Origin of the sequence: Ruminococcus sp., from assembly GCF_024691275.1 — a bacterium.
Lineage (GTDB): Bacteria > Bacillota > Clostridia > Oscillospirales > Ruminococcaceae > Ruminococcus.
Window position 1 is genome coordinate 1 of the sequence record NZ_JAILNU010000109.1, and the last position, 26,094, is coordinate 26,094.

Consider the following 26,094-nt stretch of genomic DNA (forward strand, 5'->3'; position numbering starts at 1 on the left):
ATCTCCATTGCTATTGCCACTCCTTGTTCCTCCTGTACACAAGCTCTTTCTCTTATTATACAGGATTTTTATTTTAGTGGCTCATTTTTTTATTATCATTTTGAGGCTAACTGGCTCAGTTTTATTTTAGCATACATATTTACAGAAATTTTTTCGCAGAGCCATAAAGCAAAAGGCAATACACATTATTGTGCATTGCCTTTTTTAGTTATTTGATAGATTTTACAGGGAAGAAGCAGTCTTTTTCGATGTAGTCATTGAAATCTGCACAGTCGTATCCGAGCAATTCTATATAAGTGTCATCAAGCTGATCTGCTCTGACAAGTATAGCCATTTTTGCATTAGTAGATTTATGTGCAGGGATATCCAAACCGAATTTACTTGTTGAATCACCTGCATCTAATGAGAATATGCTGCTATTATTGATATCTATTGATGGATAGGGAACCGGTTCATTTATGCCATCAATCTTATTAAAGCTAATGGTATTGTTTGAGAAATCGAATACTTGCGGACAAACTGTCAGACTTTTATTTTCACCGCCTGCATCGTAACTATTTATCATATCATTATCGCTATTATTTGTATATGTGAGATCAAGAACAACAACCTTCAGCTGGAATGTTTCGCTTTTAACATTTTCATCTAAAGAATCTCTGCCATTGCCGTACTTAATCCAGTTGATAGTATCATAGATCTTTCCGTCATCACTGAGGAACTGGCTGAAGTCTCTCTGATTACCGTGAATATCTGTATTGATACCGTCAAAGTTGTCCTGTATCCATGCATTATTGATAGTAAGTTCAAGAGCATTTGTTGTACCGTCCTGATTACCTGCCTCAAAACTGAGAGTATCTCCGATCTTAGCGGTCTTGATTTCATCGACAGCGCAGGTCGGGTTAGTATAATCAGTATTAACGATGATATCATCTGTATCTACATTGCCGTACCATTCGTGTGTATTTTCAGAATCCGAAGGAACAAGCTTCATACCGTTTATAATGCTGCGAACGTCATCATCAGAGATATCATCTGTTACAGTTAATTCTGCAAAATAATTCGTATTCTTGAAGTGTACATATACAAGACGGTTGCTGCAATGTGCAGGTTCTGTCGAATCGGTGAGAACATTGGATCTATAGATTATAAACGCTTCAATATTCTCATCGCTTATCTCCTCAAAGTTTACGACACTGTCAATCTTTTCTTTTACAGGTCTTTCAAGGATAACGCGGTAGTATTTCGGATTAAATCCTCCGCCTGCTGGAGTAATGTACAGGTTATCGTACTCCTCAACGCCATTGCTGAAATCTGAAGGGAGGAATGTATACTCGACGACATACTTCTGATTATCAGATGTGACTTTCTCAGTAGGATTGTAGCTAAGCAAATAACGATATTCGTCATTCTCGTACTTTTCAAATGTTAACTTATCAGTAATTACTTCAGCAGCATCAGCCAAAGTAGTTGTCTCAGCAGCTTCTGTAGTAGTTTTCACTGTTGTGCTGACTTCATTCTTAGGGTCAACGGCAGTTTTTCCGTTTGTAAAAGCATAGACTGTTGCAGGAACAGTTATAACAATAGCTGCTGCCGCTGCTACCATTCCGATATAACGTCTACGAATGTAATTAGATGAGTTGTTCATAGTGATCCCTTTCTGTATTTGTGCCTTTCGCAGTTCATACTTAACGGAGAAATCGTGGTTTTCAGTCGATGAAAACGCGTCCGCAACTATTTTATCCCATTCTTTTGAATCAGGAAGTCTATTATTTTTCATCGCTCATTTCTCCTTTCATTTTAAGGCGTTTCTTCGTACGCTCAAAACGCTTTCTGACATTTGATTCAGTGAGGGATAATCTGTCCGCAACCTCTTTCCATGACATTTCCTTGATACACCGCAATATAACAATACTTCTGTCAGGTTCACCAAGTGAATTCAATATCCACGAGACACCGTCGGAGCTTTTTACAGTCTGAGAGGAATCTGCTATCTGCATAGCTTCACTTATTGGGATTTCTTCCGTAAATCTTCGTTTATTCTTTCGATAGATATTTATAGAAGTACTTTTTATTACTTTAACGATGTAAGCTTTTGTCTTTGGACTCCTGCAATCTTCAAAAATGTCAAGTTTTCCGATAATACGGATAAAAGCATCTGAAACAGCATCTTCTGCAAGACACTGGTCATGTAAGACAGCATAAGCGATCCTGTACATAGGCTGCTCGTATATCTCATACAGAGTATTCAGCTTTTCTGCATTATCAATCGTCATTTTATCACCTCATTTGAAACGTTTCATAACATATAACTCATCTCAGCCACCATTTGTGACATCAAAATAAAAAAGCTCAAATTTTATGAGCTTTTATATTCCGGAAAGGTCAAATTTCGGGACATATTCCTCAGAAGCAGAGCTTTTCTGCTGGGTAAAACCGTTTATACCAAGCTCTGCCGCATAGTTTACGACGCTGTTGTATTCCATTTTTGTTACACGGCGTTTAAGCTCGCTGTACTCATCTGAAATAAAATCGAAAGGAGTATACTGATTCATTATGCTTACAAGTACATTGTCATGAGAAGTATTTTCAGCGATCCATTTCATTATCTTCATGGAATCGTGTCTGTGAGAGGGGAGCACCATATGTCTAATGACCGTCCCCTTTAAAAGTCCGCACTCATCATTATAGGAAAGCTCTCCGACCTGCTCCGTCATAGCAATAACAGCTTTTGATGCTGTCTCAAAATAGTCGGGAGCGTGAGAATACTTAGCAGATATCTCAGGCGAAAAATACTTTATATCGGGCAGGTATATGTCTATATACCCTTTAAGCATATCAATAGTCTCGGTAAGCTCATATCCGCCGCAGTTATATACCACAGGAATCACGAGCCTGTGCTTTACCTTGTCAAGTGCATTTATTATGTTGGGTACAAAATGGGTAGGAGTGACAAGGTCGATATTATCTGCACCTTTCTCCTGAAGTCTAAGAAAAATATCCGCCAGCTCATCATCTGTAATTTCCCTGCCGAAAAGCTTGTTGCTAATCTGTTCGTTCTGACAGAAGCAGCAATGGAGACTGCAACCCGAAAAGAAAACCGTACCTGCTCCGTTTTTGTAGGAGATGCAGGGCTCTTCCCACTTATGAAAGGACGCTCTTGCAGCAATTACTTTGCTTCCTGCACCGCAGAAACCGACGCTTTTTGTTCTGTCTGCACCGCACCTGCGCGGGCAGAGTGTGCATTTATTCATCAAAGTCATCATTCATATATTCCCTGTAGTCAAAATTTTCCGATGTAACAGTACTTTTAAGAAGCTCATGATGATCTATATTGTTCTTGACACAATACATGGCAGCAGCTGTAAGAAATATGCTTTTTGACAGCCTGTTCTTAACGCAGTATTCTGTTATGACCCTATCCTCATAGGTACTCGCCTTGCACGAAAGCATCTTATAATATATCATACTGTTTGAATAACGGCTGGTCTTACTGCTTTTAGACTTCTTTCCGTCCATTAATTTCCCTCCTGATTGTAGATATAATTTATTTTAGCATTGCAGTATGCAAATGTCAATAAACGCCGCAAAAAACGCTTAGTATCATTGAATATCACGAAAATTTCACTTGCTTTTTTGTACATAATGTTGTATAATAAGTAATGCATTAAAATTTAAGGAGATATTGCAATGACTAATATAGGTTTTATCGGTGCAGGCAACATGGGTTCTGCGATCATGAAAGGCATTTCTTCAAACAGCCTCGGCAAGAACGTAGGTCTTTATGCCTTTGATCCGTTTACTGAAAAGCTCAAGGCTCTTGAATCTTTTAACGTAAAGGGCTGCACTTCTGAAAAAGAGATCATGGAAAACTGCAAATACGTTTTCCTTGCTGTAAAGCCGCAGATAATCGAGGGCGTTCTCGAAACTATCGCACCTTATACAACTAAGGATACTGTTATTATTTCTATTGCCGCAGGTATCGGCGATGAATTCATAGCAAAGAAGACTATCCCGAACGTTAAGGTAATACTTGTAATGCCGAATACACCGCTTCTTCTCGGTGAGGGCGCATCAGCTCTTTCAAGAAATGATAAGGTATCAGATGAAGAATTCGACGTTGTACTGAATATATTCAAGATATGCGGTAAGGCTGCTGTTATTTCCAAGGATAAGATGAAGGAGATAATCGCTATAAACGGAAGCAGCCCTGCTTTCATCTATCTTTTCGCAAAGGGCTTCATTGACTACGCTGAATCTGTCGGTATCGACAGAGCCGCTGCCGAGGAGCTCTTCACACAGAGCCTTATCGGTTCTGCCAAGATGATAACAGACTCGGGAAATACCATTGACGAGCTTATCAAAATGGTATCATCTCCGGGAGGAACAACTCTTGCAGGTCTTGACAGACTTTATGAGGGCAATCTCACTGATGTCGTAAAGAACTGCTGCGAGAGCTGCACAAAGAGAGCTTACGAGCTTTCAAAATAATTCTAAAAGCGTTTTCATGTGCATATCCTTATTAAGAAAGGAATGATGCACATGAGACATATAAGTACATTCAACGGCTCAAAAACACAGACAAGCTATATCGTTTATGTGATATTCATTATCATAGGCGTTGCTGTCGGTTCATTGATAACGCTTAAATACAATGTATCAGACAATGTATGGATTCATCAGGGCATTTTGTACGCAGAACGCTCAACGACCGTATATACAATAATGAAAGCCACATTTTTATCATTGACAGTTTTTGTTTCAGCCGCTTTCTTTATCGGTCTATCTGCCGTCGGACAGCCCTTCGGACTTGCCATGCTCATATATCGGGGCATAGGCATAGGAACTTCTGTAACTGCGATGTACACGCTCTCAGGCAAAAGTGCCGTCGTCAATGCTGTGATCCTGATAATCCCAAAAGTCCTTGCAGTTTCGGCGATATCAATACTTTCAGTACGCGAAGCTGTCAGAAGCTCGAATGCAATACTTAATTATTGTATGAAAAAGGAAAGCCGTGATGACCGAAGATACAGTATAAAACTATACGGTATCAGGCTTTGTGTACTTATTTTATTATCATTACTGATTTCTGCTGCCGACGGGGGAGTGAACTATCTGTACTCAGCCGTCACAGGTAAATAAACGGAGGAATTTTAATTGGGCCTTTTTTCAAAAGATTATGAAAGCGCAGGTGTCGGAATATCAAAAAACGCTCCAAAGAAAAAAGGAGCCGCACTGTTCTTTGATATAATCGGCAGAAAGCTCTGGAAGATGATGGAGCTTAACCTGCTGTATATGTTGTTTTTTTTGCCACTTATAATGATTCTGCCTATCGTAGGAGCTCTCAGGAACCACGAAACTGCTGCTATAATCGCTTTAGCGGTACTGATCCTGTTATTCATGCTTCTTATCGGACCTGCTACTGCGGGACTGACAAAGGTACTGCGATTGTTTTTCATAAATAAGCATTCATTCATTGTCCGCGATTTTTTTAACGGATTCAAGAGCAACTTCAAAAATGCTGCAATAGTAGGATTTCTGAATTGTCTCATAATACTTTCGGCGATCGCTTCATGGAAGGTCTACCCTTACCTTGCTGCGCAGACAGGCTCCAAGGCGATGTTCATACCAATGATAATCGCTTTCAGTCTTTTCCTTGTCATCATAATGATGAACCATTATATTTACCTTATGATGATCGCAACGAGCCTTTCGCTGAAAAATCTTATCAAAAATTCTTTTGCACTGGCATTTGTAGCTGTAAAGCAGAACTTCTTTGTTTTCATCATATCGCTGGTCACACTTGCGATCATGGTAGTGCTTATGTTATGGCTTATGCCTGTATTTTTGTTGCTGGTGCCGTTTTTCCCAGCTGCGTTCCTGTATTTTCTTAACTGCTTCGTATGCTATCCTGTGGTGCAGAAGTACGTTATCAACCCGTACTACACAAGCATCGGCGAGGTCAATCCCGAGCTTGTTGACGAAACGCCAACAGCTGAAGAACGTGTATTTGAAGACATGGGCGGCAAGGAAGCTCCTGTAGAAAAACGTAAAAAAGGCAAGGGCAAACGTATATCATAAATTTCAGGCGCATAAAAAATATGCGCCTTTTTTATTTTTTGTGTGATATTATCCCGAGATCATACGTTATATATATGAAGTACTTCAAAAAACGGAAAGGAAGTGAACGCATGACTAAGGACGAAATGGAAAAAATATATGATAAATATAAGAATTCAGTTTACAGACTTGCTTTCGCATACTGCAAAAATATCGCAGATGCTGAGGATATAATGCAGGAGGTATTCATTACACGTTTTTCATGCAACATCGTATTTGAAGAAGAAGCAAAGGAAAAAAGCTGGCTTCTGAAGGTCACATCTAACAAGTGCAGAGACCTCTTCCGTTCGATGCGCTACAAGATATCAAAATCTGCCGTCCCTCTCGAAGAAGCAGGACTTGTGTATGAAACTCCTGAAGAAAGCAGAGTTTATCATGCCGTTATGTCACTTCCTCCCAAATACAGACTGGTTATTCACTTATATTATTACGAGGACTATTCTGTCAAAGAGATATGTGAGATAAATGGAAAAAACGAATCGGCGGTCCAGACACAGCTGTACCGCGCACGTAAAAAACTGAAGAATATACTCGGAAAGGAGCTCCAGCTATGAATATAAATGATTATAAAAAGGTAACAGACCGTCTTGAACCTGATGAAAAATGCAAAAATGAGGTGCTCAACATGAATAAAAGAAAGCAAAACATAGAACAGAAAATAAATGATGACGTTTCAGGCGTTGATGTACGCAGCGGACGCAATATAACAAGATATGTAGGTATTGCAGCAGCTTGTGTACTTCTGGCGGTAAGTATAGGCTCTACAGGCTTACTGCTTCATAAAAGCAAAAAGGAGCATATTAAGATAACAGAATTAAGTGACCCGACAACAACATTTGTAAGTACAAATGTCTCAAATAATGCTACATCTGCAAAAACAACCAAAACCGATCCTTCTTCAACAACCACTAAAACAACAGAAGTTACAACCGAAAAAACAACAGAAGAACATAATGATTCAAGTTATGAAAGCATCGCAATGAAAATTATAGAGAATTATTATGCAGGAGATAATCTCCTTATGTACGGCGATATATCATATGATACCAATTGCAGTATTAATTTCACCACATATGACGGATTCGACGATGTATGTAACTCAAGCTTCTGCGGAGAAAGAAAGTTTTATAAAGTAACTGACGAACGTTTTAAAAGCTGTCAGGATATCTACGATTATTACAAGAGCTTTCTTACATCAATCATCAAAATGAATAACATATCAGATATTGAAGAATATGAATTGCCCGAAAGCTACACTGATGCCGAATACCTTTTACAAAGTATTTCACCCGTTAAAAGCTTTCTTGGCGGCGATATAAGCAAATATGAATCGGGAAGTCAGGTCAATGTTTGTCCTGAGATATACAATGTCTGGGACAAAACTGCAAGAGCTGTTAACTATGCGAAATATGTTGAATATAAAGGAGATCTCTATGTAGCTGAAAGAAGAGATTCAGTAGATCCTATGCTCTTAAATCCTGTTTTCACATTCGGACCAATAATAAAAGATATTACCGAAAACAGCTTTTCTGCAATAATTTTCAGGAAAACTGAAGACTTCGATACAATTAAATACGGATCCAAAGAAACGTACTATTTTGTACTTGAAGACGGCGAATGGAAAATCAACAACCTGATATTCGGAGAGTACCCTGAACTGGATTCCTCAAGAGCTTTAATAAAATATCTGGACGAACACAAGGAATACAGCGACGTATGCCGAGATTTTTACGATGTTGAACATTTTATCGAGATATTTGAATATGACATTGATGCACAAACCTGTAAGGTACACGGTGTACTTCATAATATGTACGCAGAAGATGTCATTGATGTGACCGCAGATATTGATCTTAACAATATATCTGTGACATCTGCCGACATAAAAAGGATAAAATGATCCTATATGCCGCTCTCTGAATAAGTGAATAGTCCCCGAAACTCCCTTGTATAAGCACTGTGCTTATACAAGGGAGTTTTTTAGAGCAATAATTTTTTCTTATAAGTGAATATAAGCTTTACGTATTGGACAAAAACCTATAGGTATGGTATGATTAGTACATCGAAGGAAACAGGAGTGATGAAAATGAAAAATAACAAATACTTCATTAATTTGGAGCGAATGCGATGTTGCACCGCTATTTGCTGAGAAAATATTTTTAAATCAAAGAGATATGAAAGGTGATAAATATGAATAATAAGGTAAAGTTTATTTCTATAATTGCAGCTGTATCGCTGCTCACAGGCTGCGGAGCATTCAATAACAACAGTTCTTCTGACAAGAATGAGTCGGAAAGCACAACAACAACAGCTGCTCAGACAGAGGCTTCAAACGAAGAAGAAGCTTCTAACAGCAGCGAAGAAACAGGAACTGCTATAGGCGAACCTGAGAAAACTGATATCAATATAGGTTACCTCAACTCAACAGCTCATCTTCTTGCATTCGTTGCACAGGAAGAAGGCTACTTCAAGGAAGAAGGACTGAAGGTAACTCTTACACAGTTCTCCAGTGCGGCTGAACTCGTAAACGGTCTTGAATCCGACAAGCTTGACGTTGCGTTCATCGGTTCAGTACCAACTCTTACATTCCAGAGCCAGGGACACGATGTATCTATCTTCGGCGGTGCAATGTCAAACGGTCACGGATACGTTATCAAGTCAGAATTCGCTGACAAGGACGAAGAAGGCGTAGAAATACTCAAAGGCAGAAACGTTGCCTCTGTTAAGAACAGTGTTCAGGACGCAGAGCTCCAAATACTTCTCAAAGACGCAGGCATTGAGATAGGCGAGGGCAAAGACAAGGTAAATATCGTATACTTCGACAGCCAGAAGGACGCATATGCAGCTCTTCTCAACAGCACCATTGATGCAGCTTCAGTATATTCACCATATGCTTCACTTGCAAAGTCTCAGGGCTACAAGGTAGTTTACTACTGCGCACATGAAAAAGCGCTTGAAAATCAGCCATGCTGCCGTCAGGTCGCAAAGACATCAGCACTTAGCGACTCGCCAAATACCTATACAGCTCTTGAACGTGCATTCATCAAGGCATATCACTTCACACAGGAAGAGCATGATAAAACCATCAAGGACGTTAAGAAGTACATTGACATTGACGAGGACTTTATCGACACAGAAGTATACGGCGGCTACAGCGTTTCAAGCCCCGACCCCGATAAGAAGGGTACTGTAACACTCAAAGATACTATAATTGAACTTGGATATACAAATGATTATGACATCGAGCCATACTACAACACAGATATATACAAAAACGCTCTTGAAAGCATCTTATCTGAAGGCTCCGATGATATCTACCAGTCTTTAAAGGAGCATTTCGATGACTACGAATAAAATTGAGATAAAAGACCTTACCGTAAATTATATTGAAAACAAGAAAAGCTTCAACGCTCTCCATGACGTTTCGTTCGGCGTTGGCAAAGGAGAGTTCGTAAGTGTTATCGGAGCAAGCGGCTGCGGCAAGTCCACTCTTCTCAGCGTACTTGAGGGACTTTATACTCCCGCAGGCGGCTCGGTACAGATAGACGGCAAGGAGCTTCACGGCACAGGCACAGAGCGCGGAGTAGTGTTCCAGCACTACTCTCTGTTCCCGTGGATGACTACACGAAAGAACATAGAATTCGGCATTAAGCAGTCCCGTCACGACATTAAGCGCAGCGAACGTGCTAAAATAGCTGATGAATTTCTCACAAAAGTTGGGCTTACAGGCTTCGGCAGCAAGTATCCTTCTCAGCTCTCAGGCGGTATGCAGCAGAGAGCCGCTATCGCAAGAGCTCTTGCAATGGACACGGAGATACTTCTCATGGACGAACCATTCAGCGCTATCGACGCTAAAAACCGCGTTATATTGCAGGATCTTCTTCTCAAACTCTGGGAGGGCGACGGCACTGAGGAGCGCAAGACAGTTGTATTCGTTACCCATGACATCGACGAGGCTATCCTTCTCTCGGATAAAATCGTTGTACTTACAGCTCACCCCGGTACAGTAAACGAAGTCGTAAATGTACCTTTTGATCGTCCACGCAGACGTGAGGAGCTGGTAAAGACCGATGAATATGGCAAGTTCAGGAACAAGCTTATGTCACTTCTCTACAACGACATTGCTGAACGTATTGGCGGAGATGAGGTGGTATTATGACATTTGCAAAACGTTATCTCCATTTATCACATCTGCTTTTCATTGTATTGCTGCTGATACAGCTTCTTCCAGACAAGTCTACAAAGGACGTTTTCACAAGCTCACTTATAACCTTTGCTGTTGCATTTGAAGTTATTGTTCTTGCAGCATCAGCATTCATAAAGAAAGAAGAAGGACTTTCACTTCTTCTCGATATATCAGGATTTATATTCGTAGTGCTCACCTTATGGTCATTGGCAACTGCTAAGTTCAATATACTCAACGATCTGCTTTTCCCTGCACCTGGAAAGGTGATTCACCAGTTTGCTGAGGACAGCGACAAGATATATACAAATATCAAAAGCTCCCTCGGAACAACTCTCAAAGGCTTTCTGATCGCAGTTGCAGTTGCAGTACCGCTCGGTCTTTTCATTGGATGGAGCGCAAGAATAGGCAGCGCAGCAACGTATATAACCAAATTTTTCAGCTCAATTCCGCCAATAGTATATATACCATACGGAATAGCTCTTCTCCCCACATTCAAGTCGGTATCTGTATTCGTTATCTTCCTTGCAACATTCTGGCCTGTATTCGCAGGTACTATGAGCGGTGTACTCGGAGTTGACAAGAAGATAATCGACTCGGCAAAGGTTCTCAACGTAAGCAAGCCCGAAATGCTGTTCAGAGTAATTCTTCCTGCATCATTGCAGCAGATATTCCTCGGCTGCAATCAGGGACTTAGTGTATCCTTCATACTTCTCACTTCCGCGGAGATGATAGGAGCTCGTGACGGAATGGGCTATTACGTAAAGTATTACTCAGACTTCGGCGACTACACAAGAACTATCACAGGACTTCTCGTTATCGGCTTTGTAGTTATTGCAGTTACGTTCCTGTTCAATAAGCTCCAGAACCGCCTTTTAAGATGGAAACGATAAGTGCAGAGCCCGCGATCCTTTACCGCATTGCAGAAGAAGATAAATCCAAATATAAATTGATCAAGCCAGAGAGCGACGATTGTTCGTTCTTTGGCTTTTATGTTTACTGTACACTTTACCTCTTGCATATCAGAATAATTAAGTGTCTCCACGGAGCAATGCAGGCATTGCATCTGCACATGGAGGTTACAAAATCGCATTGTCAGGCGCGAGTACACAGAAAGCGTCCTTGCTGAGTTCTTAGAGGCTAATGACTAACGGCTCAGGACTGCATTGCAATTTTCACAAAGGCTATAATAATTATAGTATAAAACTATAATTATTGCCAAATATTCTGTTTACCTATTGACAAAGTATGAAATAGGTGCTATAATGCATATAGTTCCGATAGGAATACAAGACATTTGTAAAGGAGTGCTGAACATGAGAACTAATTTTATATGTTGTATGCAGTGTTGTTGTATGAACAAGTTTATAAATGATCGTATTCTGCATACTTATGCTCAGCGATGTTGCGCTTTCTGATAAACGTCACCGAGAATAATTAAGGCTTCGGCTGTTGTGCGTGGGATACGTTATGTGTTCCGCGCTTTTTATTTTAATAAATTGGAGATCATTATGGTTGATGAAAGAGAAAGCGTTACCGCTAAACTTTGTGCATTTGTAAGAGCATGGCACTCAAACATCTCGCGCAACAAAATTTATGACGACTACCTTGCCTATGACTTTATAGGAAAAGAAGAATATGACAATATCTACGATATGATAAGCCACGGCTTCAATGGAGGATATTCTTTCTCAAAGGAGGATACAGAACAGCTTATAAGCGAATATATAGCATCTATACCGCTGTCGAGAATACACTTCAATGAAAGCAGGCTCGAAGCTTTCGCAGTTGAAAACGACAATGTACAGTACGTTATCTGCGGTGCAGGCTCGGACACATTTTCGTTCAGGAACGATAACGAGAAAATTGAAATATTCGAGATAGACCACCCAGATACCCAGAGATACAAGCTCGAAAGGATAAATGAACTTGAATGGAATATCCCAAAGAATGTTCATTTCGTATCTGTGGATTTTGAGAAGGAACGAATGCGTGATAAGCTCCTCGCAGCAGGCTTTGACCCGAAGAAGAAGACATTCTTCAGTATACTTGGAGTTTCCTACTACCTTACACTTGATGTCTTTTCAGAAACTCTCAGACAGATGGCTGATCTGTCAGCTATAGGCAGCGTGGTCGTATTTGACTACCCGATAAAGACAGGAAATTTCCCTCGCAGAGTTGAACGTCTCGAACAGATAACAGAATCCCTCGGCGAGGTAATGCGCGGCGGATTCGATTATGATGAAGTATCACGGGCACTCTATTCACTGGGATTCCAGATAGACACATATATGCCGCCCGAAAAAGTCCAGAAGAAGTACTTTGAAGGCAGACAGGACGGCTTGAAAGCATTTGAAAACGTGAGCCTGATATCGGCTACCTACACCGCAGGCTACGACTATGAATAAGTGATTAGTTACAGTGTCCGTTCACATATTTAAATAATAGCCGTAAAGCGCACCTTAACTAATTACTAATAACTAATACCAAGGAGAATTATTATGAGCAATTATAAAAATACAGAAACAACACTTATCCACGGAGGCATCTCCATTGACGAGCGCACAGGTGCGGTAAACGTGCCGATATACCAGACCTCGACCTACAAGCAGGATGGTCTCGGAAAAATGCGCGGATATGAGTATTCACGCACAGGCAATCCGACTCGTGAGGCTCTCGAAGCTCTCATCAGAGACCTTGAAGGCGGTTTTGCAGGCTTTGCATTCGGTTCGGGAATGGCTGCACTTACAGCAGTATTGAGCCTTCTTCACAGCGGAGACAGAGTTCTTATTTCAAGCAATGTTTACGGCGGTACATTCCGTCTTCTCAATAAGGTCTTTGACCACTTCAATATTACCTATACGATCGCAGATACCACTGACCTTACAGTTTACAAGAGCCAGATAACCGATGATGTAAAGGCTGTCATCATTGAAAGTCCTGCTAATCCTCTTATGACAGTTACCGATATAAAGGCAGTTGCAGAGATATCACACAAGCATGGTCTTCTCGTTATCGTGGACAATACATTCATGACACCTTATCTCCAGAAGCCCCTTGAACTTGGCGCAGATATCGTCGTTCACAGTGCTACAAAGTACCTCGGAGGACACAGTGATGTTGTCTCAGGACTTGCGGTCGTAAGCACAAAGGAACTTGCAGAGCAGATCGCCTTCATTCAGAATTCTACAGGCGGCGTTCTCGGACCATTCGATTCCTTCCTTCTTATCCGCGGCATAAAAACTCTTGCAGTTCGTATGGACAGACACGTATCCAACGCTGAAAAAGCTGCCGAGTTCCTTTCAAATCACAAGGCAGTAAAAAATGTATATTACCCCGGACTTAAAACCAGTCAGGGCTATGAGATCAACCGCAGACAAGCTAAAAACGGCGGCGCAATGATATCATTTGAGCTTCACGATAATTACGATATAAATACTTTCTTCGAGAGCCTTGAACTTGTCTCACTTGCGGAAAGCCTCGGAGGCGTAGAATCCCTCGTATGCCACCCCGCAACTATGACCCATGCTTCAATACCTGCCGATATACGTAAGAAAGTCGGCATCACTGACGGTCTTATCCGCCTTTCTGTAGGAATTGAAAATATTGAAGATATCCTTGCAGATATTGAAAATGCTATTGCAAAATCTGAAAGAAAGTGAGATAATATATATGAATTATTATGATTCAATGCAGTCTCTCATCGGAAATACTCCCTTAGTCAGACTTGGAAATATCGTAAGCGAGAACGGAGCAAACGTTTTTGCAAAGCTTGAACTCTATAATCCTTCGGGAAGCGTTAAAGACCGCACAGGACTTTACATGATAAATGACGCTGAACGCCGCGGACTACTCAAAGAGGGCGGCACTATCGTCGAAGCTACCGCAGGAAATACGGGCCTCGGAATAGCTTTTGCAGCACTGAACCGCGGCTATAGGATAATCTTTGTAGTTCCCACAAAATTCTCGGCAGAAAAGCAGTCTCTGCTCCGCGCACTTGGAGCAGAAGTCGTGAATACTCCCCGTGAACTCGGTATGCTCGGCGCTGTTGCAAAGGCCGAGGAGATAAAGGCACAGATCCCGGGTTCCGTTTCGCTGGAACAGTTCAAGAACCAGAGCAATCCGCTTGCACACTATGAGACCACAGGCAAAGAGATATTCGAGGCTCTTGACGGTCATATAGACTATGTTGTTGCAGGTGCGGGAAGCGGCGGAACTTACACCGGTATACTCCGCTATATCAAGGAGAGAAATCCGCAGACAAAGGGCATACTTGCCGACCCTGTAGGCTCTACTATGGGCGGCGGCGAACACAGTGACTACAATATCGAGGGCATAGGAAACGACTTCATCGCTGATACAATGGATATGTCCCTCGTGGACGATGTTATAAAGGTAAATGATGAGGAAGCATTCAATACAGCAAGACTTCTCGCCAAAACAGAAGGCGTTATCGCAGGTTCTTCTTCAGGTGCAGCTATGGCAGCAGTCCTGAAGCTCATAGAAAGCGGTGCAAAGGGAAATATCGTAACAGTATTCCCTGACCGCGGAGACCGATATTTCAGCACCGGTCTGTATGACTGAGTCTCAGCTGAAAAAAACAACTCAAAATGGAGTGATTATCACAATGACTTTACAGCAGCTAAAATATATACTTGCAATATCTTCAACAGGTTCCATGAACAAGGCGGCAGAGCAGCTTTATGTCTCACAGCCTTCTCTGACATCTTCGGTTCAGGAGCTTGAAAAAGAAATATCCATAAAGATATTCAACCGAAGCGGCAGGGGAGTTACTCTCACCAATGACGGTGCAGAGTTCATACAGTATGCCCGTCAGGTTGTGGGACAGTTCGATGTTCTTGCAGAAAAATACATAAGCAAAAACAGCGTAAAAAAGAAATTCGGTGTTTCAACACAGCACTATTCCTTTGCTGTAAAGGCGTTCGTAGAAATGGTAAAGGAGTTTGATACGGCTGAGTATGAGTTTGCTGTAAGAGAGACCAAAACTGCCGAAATAATAAGTGACGTTGCTACAATGAGAAGCGAAATAGGTATAATCTACCTCAATGACTTCAATCGCAAGTCCATAACCAAACTTCTGCATTCAAACAGTCTGGAGTTCCATACCCTGACAAAGTGCAACCCATACGTCTACTTATGGAAAGGTCACCCCCTTGCAAAAGAGGAGAAGATAACCTTCGATCAGCTTGCTGATTATCCGTGCCTTTCCTTTGAGCAGGGCGACAACAGCACGTTCTACCTCGCTGAGGAGCTCCTCAGCACAGCCGATTATCAGCGCACTATCAAGGCTAACGACCGTGCGACAATGCTGAACCTCATGATAGGTCTCAACGGATACACACTATGCTCGGGTATCATCTGCGAGGAGCTCAACGGAAGCGATTATATAGCTGTCCCGTTTGAAGATGACTCGAACGAAATAATGGAGATAGGCTATATCACGCTGAAAAATGTGATACTCAGCGAAATGGCTGAAATATATATCAACGAAATAAAAGCATACCTTAACATATAGCTTTTACCTATTACACGAAATAGCCCTTTGGTATTGGACAAATATGAAAAAGGGTTGTATAATATAATCATACCAAACAGATATGAAATATATGATATTGGAGGATAAATAAAATGAGCAGAGATATTAACAACAAATTCTGGAATGAGGAGCTTGAAACTCTTCCCCGTGAAGAACTTCAGAAGAGACAGCTTGAAGACTTAAAGGAGATCGTAAAGTTTGCATACGACAACGCTCCTTATTACAAGCGTTCATTTGATGAAGCAGGAGTTAAGCCGGAGGACATCAAGACACTGAAGGATATTGAAAAGTTCCCGTTCATCAACAAGAAGACACAGCGCGATACACAGGGCGTAGGATCATTCCTCGGAGAGCTCGCAGCTGTTCCCGAAGAGGACGTAGTATTCATCTCAACATCATCAGGTTCAACAGGTGTACCTACAATGAGCCCATTCACAAAGAAGGACTTTGATGAGTTCCAGGACACTGAGAGCCGTTGGTTCTGGCAGATAGGAATGAGACCAAACGACCGTTACGTACACGCTCTCAACTTCTCACTCTATGTTGGCGGTCCTGACGTAATCGGCGCTCAGAACCTTGGCGCATTATGTATCTGGGGCGGTACTCTCCCGAGCGAGAGACTCCTCTTCATCTTAAAGACATACCAGCCAACAGTTATCTGGACTTCACCTTCATACGCTTGGCAGCTCGGTGAGAAGGCTCTCAAGGCAGGCTATGACCCGAAGAAGGATTTCAATATCAAGAAGATCATCGTTGCAGGTGAGCTCGGCGGCTCTATCGACGCTACAAGAAATGCTATCGAGGAGATCTGGGGAGCTGAGGTATTCGATTTCTACGGACTTTCCGATATTTTCGGCGCTTGCGCTGCACAGTGCGAATACCACGACGGACTTCACATTGCTGAAAACCACATTCTCGTTGAGACAGTTGATATCCACACAGGCGAAGTTCTTGAACCCGGTCAGACAGGTGAGCTCGTATTCACAACTCTCCGTAAACACGCTCGTCCTCTTATCAGATTCAAGACAGGCGATATCGGACGCATCGACACCACACCTTGCAAATGCGGACGTACACACGGCAGAATACATATCCTCGGCAGAAAGGACGATATGTTCATTGTTTCCGCTGTTAATGTATTCCCAAGCGATATCGAAGCTGTTATCCGTGAACAGAGCGATCTTACAGGTGAGTACCTTATTCGTATCTTCGAGAAGGACTTCACAAGCAAATATGCAGTTGAGGTCGAGAAGGCAACAGGCGTTGACAAGGACGATGAGACAGTAGCAGCAGAGGTAAGCGCTGCACTGAAGGCTCGTATCGGTGTTAAACCTGCAAGGGTAATCGTTCACCCGGACGGCGGTCTGAATACACGTTCCGAGCACAAGTCCAGAAGAGTTATCGACGAGAGAAATATTGACTACAATATATAATAATGTTATAATATAAGAGATGATTGTAGGGGCTGATGCCTACATCAGTCCGTAAAAATCGGGGCGATGTGGGCATCGCCCCCTACAAATTATTTTTGTAGGGGCGGATATTATCCGCCCGATTCATTTAATATTTTTTAAGGAGAAAAAATATGCCACAGCTTTCAAATCGTACAGCGAATTTTACCGATTCCGTCATCAGGCGTATGACGAGAATTTCAAATAAATACGGCGCGGTCAATCTCTCTCAGGGATTTCCCGACTTTGAGCCGCCAAAAGCTATCCTTGACCGCCTTGCCGAGGTAACTCGTGAGGACTTTCACCAGTACTCCATAACATGGGGCGCTCAGAACTTCCGCGAGGCGCTTGCCGGGAAGCAGTCCCGCCTCATGGGAAGAACTATCGACCCGAACGGCGAGATAGTAGTTACCTGCGGAAGCACAGAGGCTATGATGGCGGCAATGATGAGCGTTACAAATCCAGGCGACAAGGTCATCGTATTCTCACCATTCTATGAGAACTACGGCGCTGATACCATACTTTCGGGAGCTGAACCCATATACGTTCCGCTTATCCCACCCGAGTTCAGCTTTGATGCAAACGTTCTTGAAGAAGCTTTCAAACAACACCCAAAGGCACTTATACTCTGCAACCCGTCAAATCCCTGCGGAAAGGTGTTCACTCTTGAAGAGTTGCAGATCATTGCCGATCTTGCAAAGAAATATGATACTTTCGTAATAACAGATGAGGTATATGAGCATATCGTATATGCTCCACATAAGCACATTTATTTTGCAAGTCTGCCCGGTATGTGGGAGAGAACTATCTCATGCTCGTCACTTTCAAAGACCTACTCCATCACAGGCTGGAGACTGGGCTATGTTATAGCTCCGCCGAATATCATTGACACCGTTAAGAAGGTTCATGACTTTCTCACAGTAGGAGCTGCTGCACCATTACAGGAAGCAGCTGTAACAGGTCTACGTTTCGGCGACGATTACTATAAGTGGCTTCAGGACAAATACACCGAGAAACGTGATCTTTTCCTCAAAGGACTGGACGATATCGGTATTCAACATACAGTTCCGCAGGGAGCATATTACATACTTCTCGATATATCCGAATTCGGCTACAAGAGCGACCTTGTGTTCTGCGAAAAGCTTGCTGAATATATAGGCGTGGGAGCTGTCCCGGGTTCGAGCTTCTTCAAGGAGCACGAAAACCGCTACATACGCTTCCACTACGCTAAAAAGAACGAGACACTCGAAAAAGCTCTCGAACGACTTAGCGATATAAGGAAAAAAATGCCAAAAGAATGATACAGTCTCCGAAATGTTCATATGGTTTCACATGGGTAACAAATGAACATTTCGGCATTTTTTATGCTATAATATATTATGTCGATAGGTTATATATAATATAAACTGGAGGATAAAATATGGAAAAACGTTTTATATATGCTGATAACGCAGCAACTACAGCAGTTTCAGAGGAAGTTCTGAATGCAATGCTGCCGTATTTCCGTGAGGGCTACGGTAATGCTTCAAGCATTTACAAGCTTGGACGCGATGCTCAGAAGGCAGTAGAAACTGCAAGGGAAAAAGTTGCAAAGGCACTCGGTGCCGAACCACGAGAGATATACTTTACAAGCTGCGGCTCCGAAGCCGATAACTGGGCAATAAAGGGCACTGCTGAGCTCATGGCTAAAAAGGGAAAAAAGCACATAATCACATCAGTCTTTGAGCATCATGCAGTTCTTCATACTACGGAATATCTTGAAAAACACGGCTATGAAGTAACATATATCCCTGTAAGCGACAAGGGTCTCATTGATCCTGAGGATATCAGAAAGGCTATCCGCGAAGATACGGCTCTCGTAACAATAATGTACGCAAATAACGAGATCGGAACGATCCAGCCAATCGAAGAGATAGCTGCTATATGCCACGAAAAGGGTGTTCTCTTCCACACTGACGCTGTACAGGCAGTCGGACATATCGACATTGATGTACACAAGCAGGGGATAGATATGCTCTCACTTTCAGGTCATAAGATACACGCTCAGAAGGGTATCGGAGCTCTTTACATTCGCAAGGGAATAACTCTTCCCAATTTCGTTCACGGAGGCGGTCAGGAGCGCGGCAAACGTGCAGGTACGGAGAACGTTCCGGCTATCGTTGGACTCGGTGTTGCTATCGAAGCAGCTACCCGTGACATTGCTGCCAAAAACGCAGTTATAACACCTCGAAGGAACAAGCTGATCGACGGTATGCTTAAACTGCCGCATACAAGACTTAACGGCGACAGGGACAAGCGTCTGCCGGGAAATCTGAATATATCAATTGAGGGAATCGAAGGCGAGTCGCTTCTTCTCATGCTCGATCTTAACGGCATCTGTGCTTCTTCAGGTTCAGCTTGTACATCAGGCTCACTTGATCCTTCACACGTTTTGCTTTCAATAGGATTGAAACATGAGATTGCACATGGTTCACTGAGACTCTCGATTGAAGACACAACAACTGATGAAGATGTAGATTATATACTCGAAGTAATCCCTAACGTTGTAAAAAGGCTTCGGGAGATGTCTCCTGTATGGGAAAAAATTCAGAAGGGCGAAAAGTACGAATAAAGGAGTAAACATATGTTATACAGTGAAAAAGTTCTCGATCATTTCTCAAACCCAAGAAATGTGGGCGAGATAGAAGATGCTGACGGTATCGGCGAAATAGGAAACGCAAAGTGCGGCGACATCATGAAGATGTACCTGAAAATAGATAATAATATCATCACAGATGTCAAGTTCAAGACATTCGGCTGCGGTGCAGCAGTAGCAACATCTTCAATGGCTACCGAGCTTATCAAAGGCAAGTCCATAGATGATGCATTAAAGCTTACTAATCAGGCAGTTGTAGAGGCTCTTGACGGACTTCCTGCTGTAAAGGTACACTGTTCTGTACTTGCTGAACAGGCTGTACGTGCTGCATTGTCAGATTACTATACAAGACAGGGAATAGATCCGCTGCCGATAGTTGGCGAGATCAAGGAACCTGAAGAATAAAAACATCAGATAACGATAAAACCACCCAAATTAATGGGTGGTTTTTCTGTTATTATTTCTTTTTCTGCTCAGGAGCAGTCCCCGAAGCTTTTTTATTTATTTGCCTTATAATGAAAAGAATAGTCAGCATCAGGCACACTGAGGAACCTGTTACCATTATATTCAGAACAAGATTTGAAGGCTCGAAGAAGTGATGTATCGCTCCTGCAAGAAGATATCCTACAGAGCAAACTCCTGCAACAGTAAACGCATACGGCAGCTGCGTGGAAACGTGGTTTACGTGGTCGCACTGAGCTCCTGTAGAAGCCATGATCGTCGTATCGGAAATAGGGGAGCAGTGATCTCCGCATACAGCACCTGCAAGGCAGGCAGATATGCAGATGATGACCATTGAAGGTATCTGACCTGTTGAAGAAACATCTGCGAGCTGCTTGCTGAAAACGCTTGTAACGATAGGGATAAGGATACCAAAAGTTCCCCATGAAGTACCTGTAGCAAATGAAAGTCCGATAGCAACAACAAAAAGAAGCAGTGGCAGAAGCATTTTGACAGCTGTAGCACTCTCAACTATACCTGACACAAAAGGACCTGCTTCGAGCAATCCTGTCATTGTTTTGAGAGTCCACGCGAAAGTGAGAATAAGTATCGCAGGCACCATCTGCTTGAATCCCGCAGGAATTGAGTCCATACATTCAGTGAATGTTAGAACTCTGCGGCAGAGATAGTAGAAGATTATTATGATAAGTGCTCCGAGAGAACCAACAGAAAGACCAAATGAAGCATCGCAGTTTGCAAACGAATTAATGAAGCTCTCTCCGCTGAAGAAACCTCCTGTATAAATCATTCCGACCACACAGAAAAGAATAAGTATGAAAACAGGTATTATCAGGTCGATAACCTTTCCTTTTGAATGTGAAGGCTTTGCATCTTCTGCATAAACAGTGCTTCGTGTAGTAAAAAGGTCACCATTTTTCGCATTATTTTCATGTACTCTCATAGGACCGTAATCAACTCCGCTGAGAGCTATGAAAAGTACCATTATAAGTGTAAGTATCGCATAAAGATTATATGGGATAGTCTTTATGAAAAGCTGAATACCGTTAACACCGTCAACTGTACCGCTGACAGCAGCTGCCCATGACGAGATAGGAGCTATTATGCAGACAGGAGCTGCAGTAGCGTCGATGAGGTATGCGAGCTTTGAACGCGATACATTATGCTTGTCCGTTACAGGGCGCATTACCGAACCCACTGTAAGGCAGTTAAAGTAATCATCAACGAATATCAGGAATCCAAGCAGGAAGGTGGCGAGACTTGCTCCTGCACGAGTCTTTATATGAGTAGCTGCCCATTCACCGTAAGCTCGGCTTCCGCCTGCCTTATTCATCAGTACAACGATTATACCAAGTATAACCAGGAACATAAGTATTCCAACGTTATAGGAATCAGCGATATTTGCGATTATGCCCTGCTGTACGACCGTTTTGAACATTCCCGAAAAACCGCCGGAAGTAGCAATAGAATAAAGAACTCCACCCGTCAGTATTCCTATAAAAAGCGATGAATACACTTCTTTTGTAATAAGAGCAAGTCCAATCGCAACAATAGGCGGCAGAAGCGACCATAATGAACCAATAGCGCCTGATACAGGCGACTGAATGAAACAGCAGACTATAAACGCTGCTATTATAAACAGAAAAATCCCCTTACTTAGATACTTCTTTTTCATTTGTTTCATCTCCGTTTGAAAGATATGATTTTGACTTTATATCAATCTGCGCTAAAATAACTGCAGAAAAAACCACAACACAGCCTGTAAACTCTTTTACGCTAAGCTTCTCAGAGAGGAAAAGCCAGCCTGAAAGTGCTGCAAATACAGATTCAAGACTTAAAATAAGTGTTGCAACAGTCGGTGCTGTATAACGCTGTCCGACTATCTGAAGCGTGTATGCTATACCGCTCGACATTATACCTGCATAAAGGATAGTGTTCCTTGCAGCGAATATACCGCCCCATGAAGGCGATTCAAATATGAACATACACGGTATCATCAGGATACCGGCTGTAAAGAACTGTACACACGACATTACCATTCCGTCGGAATTTTTTGAATTAAAGTGGTCTATAGCAATTATGTGCATCGCAAAGAATATTGCACATATCAGGACCAGCAGATCGCCCTTTAAAACTGCAAAGCCGCTTTTGATACACAGAAGATAAAATCCGAAAACAGCTATGCCTGCGCATATCCAAGTTTTCAAAGAAGTCCTGCGCCCGAAAAAGATCCCTATAACAGGCACTATCACCACATAAAGCGCAGTAATGAAGCCTGCCTTTCCTGCTGTCGTGTAGCTTATGCCGAATTGCTGGAATGAGCTTGCAGCAAACAACAGGAAACCGCAGCAGATACCACCTGTTACGGTCGCTTTCGCCGAAGTCTTGCTCTCGGGAGTTCTTTTACCTTTCGGAAGTATTTTTTTCAGTATCAATATTATAGGTATCAGAACGATACCGCCAAGAAAAGTCCTGACCAAATTGTATGTAAAGGGCTCGACATAATTCATGCCCTCACTCTGAGCAACAAAAGCTGTTCCCCATATTATAGCAGTAATAAGCAGCATAATACTGCCGCGTATTCTTTTTAGCATCAATATATCACCATTATAATTATTATCTGACAATTAAGTATAGCACATTTGGGATACAGCTTCAACTTTTTTTGATGTATTATGCGTTATTTCCGCATATTAGCCAAATAACGTACTGAGTAATTATGCTTTTCTACAATATAAAACGAATTGTTTTTCTGCGATACGATATCACTATACTTCTCGTTATTTGTATTTACAAAAGCAACAGCAATATAAGCACCTCGCTTATAGGCGTGGATTATTAGCGTATTTATTGCTATTACGTCAATATTATGATATAATTATTGTAAAAAGAAAATCAATAAGGAGCTGAACGTAATGACGGACAGACCGGACGAAGAACTCATCTCTGCATACCTTCCTGTAAACAGCGAAGAACGTGCAAAGAATATATTTTTCATTTTTGAAGGCAACTATTATAAAATAAGAGATATGTTGTCCGCAGAGGAACTTGCAGCGTATGAGAGCTACAGTCCTCGCAAATGGGCGGCTGAACTCTGTCGACTGTGGCTTGAACCTATGATATGCGGAAACACAAGCAATTATCCAGAGCTTTTCAGTAAGTTCTGCGGAACAGCAGAATATTATATCTCAACCGATACCGACGGACTTGCAGACGCTTTTTCGAAGGCATGGCTGCAAGTTCTGCAAAAAGAGGCTGTTCCTGTAAGAGTTGGCTGCATTGAGCGTTATATGGAACTTTTAAACGGCAGACTTGCTCATAATATTCCTCAGGTACTGCCTGTACTTGAAAAAACCGAGGAATACCTGTTAAAGCATACTCCCGAGGACTACAACCGCGACCAATACCATTCTCTTTCGGGAAAATTCCGCGTACTTCTCTCACAGATACGGTGTACATATGCGGAAATGTCCGCTCCCTGCGACAGCGACTTCAGATTCGTACTTACCGAGCAGAGCTGGCTCGACATTATACGCGACAGTATTATGGAAAAATGGGACAGCTCCGACGTTGTGCTCGAATTCACATCAGGTTTAAACTGCGCCTGCGGTGTCAGAAACGACGGTATATTCCTTACAGCAGGCAGCGAAGCAGCGGACAGCGGCAGTATCAGGAGCTTTGACACTGTGTCATTCTATGCTGTTTTCATTGATAAGGGAAAAGCTGCATATTTTGACGTAAAATTGAATGATAAAGGACGCTATACCGTTCAGCAGGTACATCTGAACAACGAGCTTATACGCGATCACACAGCGGAAATTGAAGACGCAATAGCGCTTTATCGGAATTTTCAGGCAAAAAGGGAATTTCAGGCTTCTCAGGGATTTGACAGTTGGTTCAATTATCAGTCTGACTGCAGCGAAAAATTCAGAGCACAGTTTCCTAAGCTCATGGCAGACATATACGAACGCATAAACGATGACAGCAAGCTGCATGATATTCTGACAGAACTGGTAGACTGCGCTGAATATATCGCTCCCGATTATAATGTGACTTTTGGTACACCTGCAACTGAGGAAGATATAAAAGCCTGTGAAGAAAAGTTCGGCATAAAGCTCTCTGAAGACTACTGCGAACTAATGAGATTCGCAAACGGATTCAGTTTTGGTTACAGTACAGAGATCTATTCGCTTGGTTCAATAGGCAGAGAAAAAGAATGGTTTGACAACGACGGCTTTGAAGGATATATTGATATCGGCAGTATTATCGGCGACGGAACACTTATATGCCTTGACCCTGACGGAAACGGTTTCAGCGAATGGCAGGACGGCGAAATGTCATCTATCGGTGATCTGAACGACCTTATAAAAACTATATGCCGTCTTAATTCATGATCGGATAAGCGGGGGACAGGTAATGAAAACTGAAACTATCGGCAGAACTCTTCCTACCATATCCCGATTTATAAGACGTTGTGGGCTAAAAATCGTTTTTGGCAGGCAGTTTCGGATATTTCTGATAAGGAATTAGCTGCGTGTTTAAATGTTGGCGAACGAACACTTCATGCTTATGACCAAAACGCAAAAAACATCCCCCTCGAAAGAGTGGAACTTTTTGTGACAAGATAAAGTACAAGTATCTATTTGAAACAAAAAACTCGGGCAATGCCCGAGCTGATACTATTATTACTTTAATCCGAGAAGCATCTCCTGAATGTTTAATGCGTCGCCGATTGTAAGACCGTCGCCGTTCATATCACCGTTTATTTTTCCCTGTTCAGTGAGATGTCTTTCAGCAGTTCCGTTTATACCGTATTTGTCAGGATTTGTAAGTGCCTGCATGATAAATACAACATCAGACATATCTGCATGACCATCGACATTTGCATCTGCTTCCACACCGTTTTCGTTATTGTTCTTTTCACGTACAATGCGGTATATTCCGCTGTTGGAGTAATAGATCATATCAGGCTCATCTTTATGATAGTAGCCGCTGAATACAGATGATGTTCCGTCAGAAAAGCTTATTACAGGTAAAGTTGTTCCTTCTGCATATTCTTCAAAATCAATCTTGACTGTACCTTTTGTGATTTTGCCGTTAACGTCGGTATATGTGAATGAACCGTCTTCCTTTACAACGATTTTTCCGTTGTTCTTTGAAAGTTCCTGAACGCTGTGATCGCCGTCGGGAATCTGATAATTCCAAACACCTGCAAGATCCTTTGCGTCAAGACCGTAGATGCCGTTTACACGTATAAGACGAGCCATGCTGCCGTTTCCGATGTAGAGCGCATCAGTATTATTCTGATTGTAATATCCCATGAATTCGATTTCCGAACCGCTGCTGAACAGAACTGTTGTATGCTTTGTGCCGCCTATTTCTTCAAGATCTGTCTTTACTGTACCGTTTGTTGTCTTGCCTTCAGCGTCTGTATATGTGTAGGTGCCGTCTTCCTTAACGACTACAGTACCGTTGTCTTTTGCTCCTTCCTGTACAATATGATTGCCGTCTGAGACCTGATATTTCCACTCACCTGCAATGTCCTTGACATCAACTGTATTTTCCTCAAGAGATACTGTTGAAACAACAGCTGTTGTTTCAGCTGCGTAAACTCCGCTGCATGGCATTATAGAAAGCATCATTCCGATTGCAGCAATATAATTTATCATTTTTTTCATAATAAGACCCTCCA

At 42.1% G+C, this 26,094-nt stretch carries 25 protein-coding genes; 18 read left to right on the plus strand and 7 right to left on the minus strand.

The genetic code is table 11. The features are described 5' to 3' along the window. A partial coding sequence (locus tag K6G33_RS13270) for a hypothetical protein (RefSeq protein WP_296780383.1) occupies nt 1–216 on the plus strand: 216 nt, incomplete at its 5' end. On the opposite strand, the gene K6G33_RS13275 is transcribed toward K6G33_RS13270, so the two are convergent. From K6G33_RS13275 to K6G33_RS13290, 4 genes are all read right to left on the minus strand, one after another. Then, the gene (locus tag K6G33_RS13275; RefSeq protein ID WP_296780384.1) at nt 209–1,777 is read right to left on the minus strand and encodes a hypothetical protein; all 1,569 of its coding nucleotides are present in this window, start codon (nt 1,775–1,777) and stop codon (nt 209–211) included. The genes K6G33_RS13270 and K6G33_RS13275 overlap by 8 nt on opposite strands. Beyond that, on the minus strand, nt 1,767–2,273 hold the full coding sequence (locus K6G33_RS13280; RefSeq protein ID WP_296780387.1) for a sigma-70 family RNA polymerase sigma factor: 507 nt from the start codon (nt 2,271–2,273) through the stop codon (nt 1,767–1,769). Before K6G33_RS13280 ends, K6G33_RS13275 begins: the two co-directional genes overlap by 11 nt. A 93-nt stretch (nt 2,274–2,366) precedes the next feature. Next, nucleotides 2,367–3,251, minus strand: coding sequence for a radical SAM protein (locus K6G33_RS13285; RefSeq protein ID WP_296780388.1), 885 nt, complete (start codon nt 3,249–3,251; stop codon nt 2,367–2,369). After that, nucleotides 3,244–3,516 (minus strand): hypothetical protein, encoded by a 273-nt coding sequence (locus K6G33_RS13290; protein WP_296780391.1) that lies wholly within the window; start codon nt 3,514–3,516, stop codon nt 3,244–3,246. The genes K6G33_RS13285 and K6G33_RS13290 overlap by 8 nt, the downstream gene beginning before the upstream one ends. A gap of 171 nt (nt 3,517–3,687) precedes the next feature. On the opposite strand from K6G33_RS13290, the gene proC reads away from it, so the two are divergent. The 16 genes from proC to nifU all read left to right on the plus strand — a co-directional run bounded on the left by proC (nt 3,688) and on the right by nifU (nt 20,348). Further along, complete coding sequence (proC, locus tag K6G33_RS13295; protein ID WP_296780393.1) at nt 3,688–4,488, plus strand: pyrroline-5-carboxylate reductase; 801 nt, start codon at nt 3,688–3,690, stop codon at nt 4,486–4,488. A 51-nt stretch (nt 4,489–4,539) separates the two neighbouring features. Further along, complete coding sequence (locus K6G33_RS13300; protein WP_296780396.1) at nt 4,540–5,139, plus strand: hypothetical protein; 600 nt, start codon at nt 4,540–4,542, stop codon at nt 5,137–5,139. A gap of 15 nt (nt 5,140–5,154) precedes the next feature. Then, on the plus strand, nt 5,155–6,078 hold the full coding sequence (locus K6G33_RS13305; protein ID WP_296780399.1) for a DUF624 domain-containing protein: 924 nt from the start codon (nt 5,155–5,157) through the stop codon (nt 6,076–6,078). Between the two features lie 110 nt (nt 6,079–6,188). Then, the gene (locus K6G33_RS13310; protein ID WP_296780401.1) at nt 6,189–6,671 is read left to right on the plus strand and encodes a sigma-70 family RNA polymerase sigma factor; all 483 of its coding nucleotides are present in this window, start codon (nt 6,189–6,191) and stop codon (nt 6,669–6,671) included. Further along, nucleotides 6,668–8,017 carry a hypothetical protein gene (locus K6G33_RS13315; protein ID WP_296780404.1) on the plus strand — a complete coding sequence of 450 codons (1,350 nt, stop codon included), beginning with the start codon at nt 6,668–6,670 and terminating at the stop codon, nt 8,015–8,017. The genes K6G33_RS13310 and K6G33_RS13315 overlap by 4 nt, the downstream gene beginning before the upstream one ends. Before the next feature lie 290 nt (nt 8,018–8,307). After that, complete coding sequence (locus K6G33_RS13320; RefSeq protein WP_296780406.1) at nt 8,308–9,471, plus strand: ABC transporter substrate-binding protein; 1,164 nt, start codon at nt 8,308–8,310, stop codon at nt 9,469–9,471. Further along, a complete protein-coding gene (locus tag K6G33_RS13325; protein WP_296780409.1) occupies nt 9,458–10,276 on the plus strand; it encodes an ABC transporter ATP-binding protein in 819 nt (272 codons plus the stop codon). Before K6G33_RS13320 ends, K6G33_RS13325 begins: the two co-directional genes overlap by 14 nt. Continuing rightward, entirely contained in the window at nt 10,273–11,193 is a 921-nt protein-coding gene (locus K6G33_RS13330) for an ABC transporter permease (protein WP_296780411.1), read from the plus strand. The genes K6G33_RS13325 and K6G33_RS13330 overlap by 4 nt, the downstream gene beginning before the upstream one ends. 618 nt (nt 11,194–11,811) lie before the next feature. Beyond that, nucleotides 11,812–12,708 (plus strand): class I SAM-dependent methyltransferase, encoded by an 897-nt coding sequence (locus K6G33_RS13335; protein WP_296780414.1) that lies wholly within the window; start codon nt 11,812–11,814, stop codon nt 12,706–12,708. A gap of 93 nt (nt 12,709–12,801) precedes the next feature. Beyond that, on the plus strand, nt 12,802–13,962 hold the full coding sequence (locus K6G33_RS13340; protein ID WP_296780416.1) for a PLP-dependent aspartate aminotransferase family protein: 1,161 nt from the start codon (nt 12,802–12,804) through the stop codon (nt 13,960–13,962). A 10-nt stretch (nt 13,963–13,972) separates the two neighbouring features. Continuing rightward, on the plus strand, nt 13,973–14,884 hold the full coding sequence (locus K6G33_RS13345; protein ID WP_296780419.1) for a PLP-dependent cysteine synthase family protein: 912 nt from the start codon (nt 13,973–13,975) through the stop codon (nt 14,882–14,884). Nucleotides 14,885–14,927: 43 nt separating this feature from the next. After that, nucleotides 14,928–15,836: a LysR family transcriptional regulator gene (locus tag K6G33_RS13350; RefSeq protein WP_296780421.1), complete on the plus strand. Its 909-nt coding sequence runs from the start codon at nt 14,928–14,930 to the stop codon at nt 15,834–15,836. A gap of 113 nt (nt 15,837–15,949) precedes the next feature. Beyond that, nucleotides 15,950–17,290 carry a phenylacetate--CoA ligase family protein gene (locus tag K6G33_RS13355; protein WP_296780423.1) on the plus strand — a complete coding sequence of 447 codons (1,341 nt, stop codon included), beginning with the start codon at nt 15,950–15,952 and terminating at the stop codon, nt 17,288–17,290. A gap of 152 nt (nt 17,291–17,442) precedes the next feature. Next, nucleotides 17,443–18,609: a pyridoxal phosphate-dependent aminotransferase gene (locus K6G33_RS13360; RefSeq protein ID WP_296780426.1), complete on the plus strand. Its 1,167-nt coding sequence runs from the start codon at nt 17,443–17,445 to the stop codon at nt 18,607–18,609. A gap of 119 nt (nt 18,610–18,728) precedes the next feature. Further along, nucleotides 18,729–19,919, plus strand: a complete 1,191-nt coding sequence (nifS, locus tag K6G33_RS13365; RefSeq protein WP_296780428.1) for a cysteine desulfurase NifS — start codon at nt 18,729–18,731, stop codon at nt 19,917–19,919. 12 nt (nt 19,920–19,931) lie between these two features. Then, nucleotides 19,932–20,348 (plus strand): Fe-S cluster assembly scaffold protein NifU, encoded by a 417-nt coding sequence (gene nifU / locus K6G33_RS13370; protein WP_296780431.1) that lies wholly within the window; start codon nt 19,932–19,934, stop codon nt 20,346–20,348. 52 nt (nt 20,349–20,400) lie between these two features. Here the strand turns inward: nifU and K6G33_RS13375 are convergent, their stop codons facing one another. Continuing rightward, complete coding sequence (locus tag K6G33_RS13375) at nt 20,401–22,086, minus strand: Na+/H+ antiporter NhaC family protein (protein WP_296780434.1); 1,686 nt, start codon at nt 22,084–22,086, stop codon at nt 20,401–20,403. Beyond that, the gene (locus tag K6G33_RS13380; protein WP_296780436.1) at nt 22,055–22,996 is read right to left on the minus strand and encodes a DMT family transporter; all 942 of its coding nucleotides are present in this window, start codon (nt 22,994–22,996) and stop codon (nt 22,055–22,057) included. The genes K6G33_RS13375 and K6G33_RS13380 overlap by 32 nt, the downstream gene beginning before the upstream one ends. Before the next feature lie 321 nt (nt 22,997–23,317). On the opposite strand from K6G33_RS13380, the gene K6G33_RS13385 reads away from it, so the two are divergent. Beyond that, nucleotides 23,318–24,796: an SMI1/KNR4 family protein gene (locus tag K6G33_RS13385; RefSeq protein WP_296780439.1), complete on the plus strand. Its 1,479-nt coding sequence runs from the start codon at nt 23,318–23,320 to the stop codon at nt 24,794–24,796. 291 nt (nt 24,797–25,087) lie between these two features. On the opposite strand, the gene K6G33_RS13390 is transcribed toward K6G33_RS13385, so the two are convergent. After that, nucleotides 25,088–26,080: a hypothetical protein gene (locus K6G33_RS13390; protein ID WP_296780441.1), complete on the minus strand. Its 993-nt coding sequence runs from the start codon at nt 26,078–26,080 to the stop codon at nt 25,088–25,090. Nucleotides 26,081–26,094: the final 14 nt, after the last annotated feature.

What these genes read in the sequence shown, in the direction of transcription:
- nifS (WP_296780428.1), top strand. Translation starts at nt 18,729, where the DNA reads ATGGAAAAACGTTTTATATATGCTGATAACGCAGCAACTACAGCAGTT.
- K6G33_RS13300 (WP_296780396.1), top strand. Translation starts at nt 4,540, where the DNA reads ATGAGACATATAAGTACATTCAACGGCTCAAAAACACAGACAAGCTAT.
- K6G33_RS13325 (WP_296780409.1), top strand. Translation starts at nt 9,458, where the DNA reads ATGACTACGAATAAAATTGAGATAAAAGACCTTACCGTAAATTATATT.
- nifU (WP_296780431.1), top strand. Translation starts at nt 19,932, where the DNA reads ATGTTATACAGTGAAAAAGTTCTCGATCATTTCTCAAACCCAAGAAAT.
- K6G33_RS13345 (WP_296780419.1), top strand. Translation starts at nt 13,973, where the DNA reads ATGAATTATTATGATTCAATGCAGTCTCTCATCGGAAATACTCCCTTA.
- K6G33_RS13290 (WP_296780391.1), bottom strand. Translation starts at nt 3,516, where the DNA reads ATGGACGGAAAGAAGTCTAAAAGCAGTAAGACCAGCCGTTATTCAAAC.
- K6G33_RS13375 (WP_296780434.1), bottom strand. Translation starts at nt 22,086, where the DNA reads ATGAAACAAATGAAAAAGAAGTATCTAAGTAAGGGGATTTTTCTGTTT.
- K6G33_RS13330 (WP_296780411.1), top strand. Translation starts at nt 10,273, where the DNA reads ATGACATTTGCAAAACGTTATCTCCATTTATCACATCTGCTTTTCATT.
- K6G33_RS13380 (WP_296780436.1), bottom strand. Translation starts at nt 22,996, where the DNA reads ATGCTAAAAAGAATACGCGGCAGTATTATGCTGCTTATTACTGCTATA.
- K6G33_RS13355 (WP_296780423.1), top strand. Translation starts at nt 15,950, where the DNA reads ATGAGCAGAGATATTAACAACAAATTCTGGAATGAGGAGCTTGAAACT.
- K6G33_RS13390 (WP_296780441.1), bottom strand. Translation starts at nt 26,080, where the DNA reads ATGAAAAAAATGATAAATTATATTGCTGCAATCGGAATGATGCTTTCT.
- K6G33_RS13320 (WP_296780406.1), top strand. Translation starts at nt 8,308, where the DNA reads ATGAATAATAAGGTAAAGTTTATTTCTATAATTGCAGCTGTATCGCTG.
- K6G33_RS13360 (WP_296780426.1), top strand. Translation starts at nt 17,443, where the DNA reads ATGCCACAGCTTTCAAATCGTACAGCGAATTTTACCGATTCCGTCATC.
- K6G33_RS13350 (WP_296780421.1), top strand. Translation starts at nt 14,928, where the DNA reads ATGACTTTACAGCAGCTAAAATATATACTTGCAATATCTTCAACAGGT.
- K6G33_RS13310 (WP_296780401.1), top strand. Translation starts at nt 6,189, where the DNA reads ATGACTAAGGACGAAATGGAAAAAATATATGATAAATATAAGAATTCA.
- K6G33_RS13275 (WP_296780384.1), bottom strand. Translation starts at nt 1,777, where the DNA reads ATGAAAAATAATAGACTTCCTGATTCAAAAGAATGGGATAAAATAGTT.
- K6G33_RS13385 (WP_296780439.1), top strand. Translation starts at nt 23,318, where the DNA reads ATGACGGACAGACCGGACGAAGAACTCATCTCTGCATACCTTCCTGTA.
- K6G33_RS13315 (WP_296780404.1), top strand. Translation starts at nt 6,668, where the DNA reads ATGAATATAAATGATTATAAAAAGGTAACAGACCGTCTTGAACCTGAT.
- K6G33_RS13340 (WP_296780416.1), top strand. Translation starts at nt 12,802, where the DNA reads ATGAGCAATTATAAAAATACAGAAACAACACTTATCCACGGAGGCATC.
- K6G33_RS13285 (WP_296780388.1), bottom strand. Translation starts at nt 3,251, where the DNA reads ATGAATAAATGCACACTCTGCCCGCGCAGGTGCGGTGCAGACAGAACA.
- K6G33_RS13335 (WP_296780414.1), top strand. Translation starts at nt 11,812, where the DNA reads ATGGTTGATGAAAGAGAAAGCGTTACCGCTAAACTTTGTGCATTTGTA.
- proC (WP_296780393.1), top strand. Translation starts at nt 3,688, where the DNA reads ATGACTAATATAGGTTTTATCGGTGCAGGCAACATGGGTTCTGCGATC.
- K6G33_RS13280 (WP_296780387.1), bottom strand. Translation starts at nt 2,273, where the DNA reads ATGACGATTGATAATGCAGAAAAGCTGAATACTCTGTATGAGATATAC.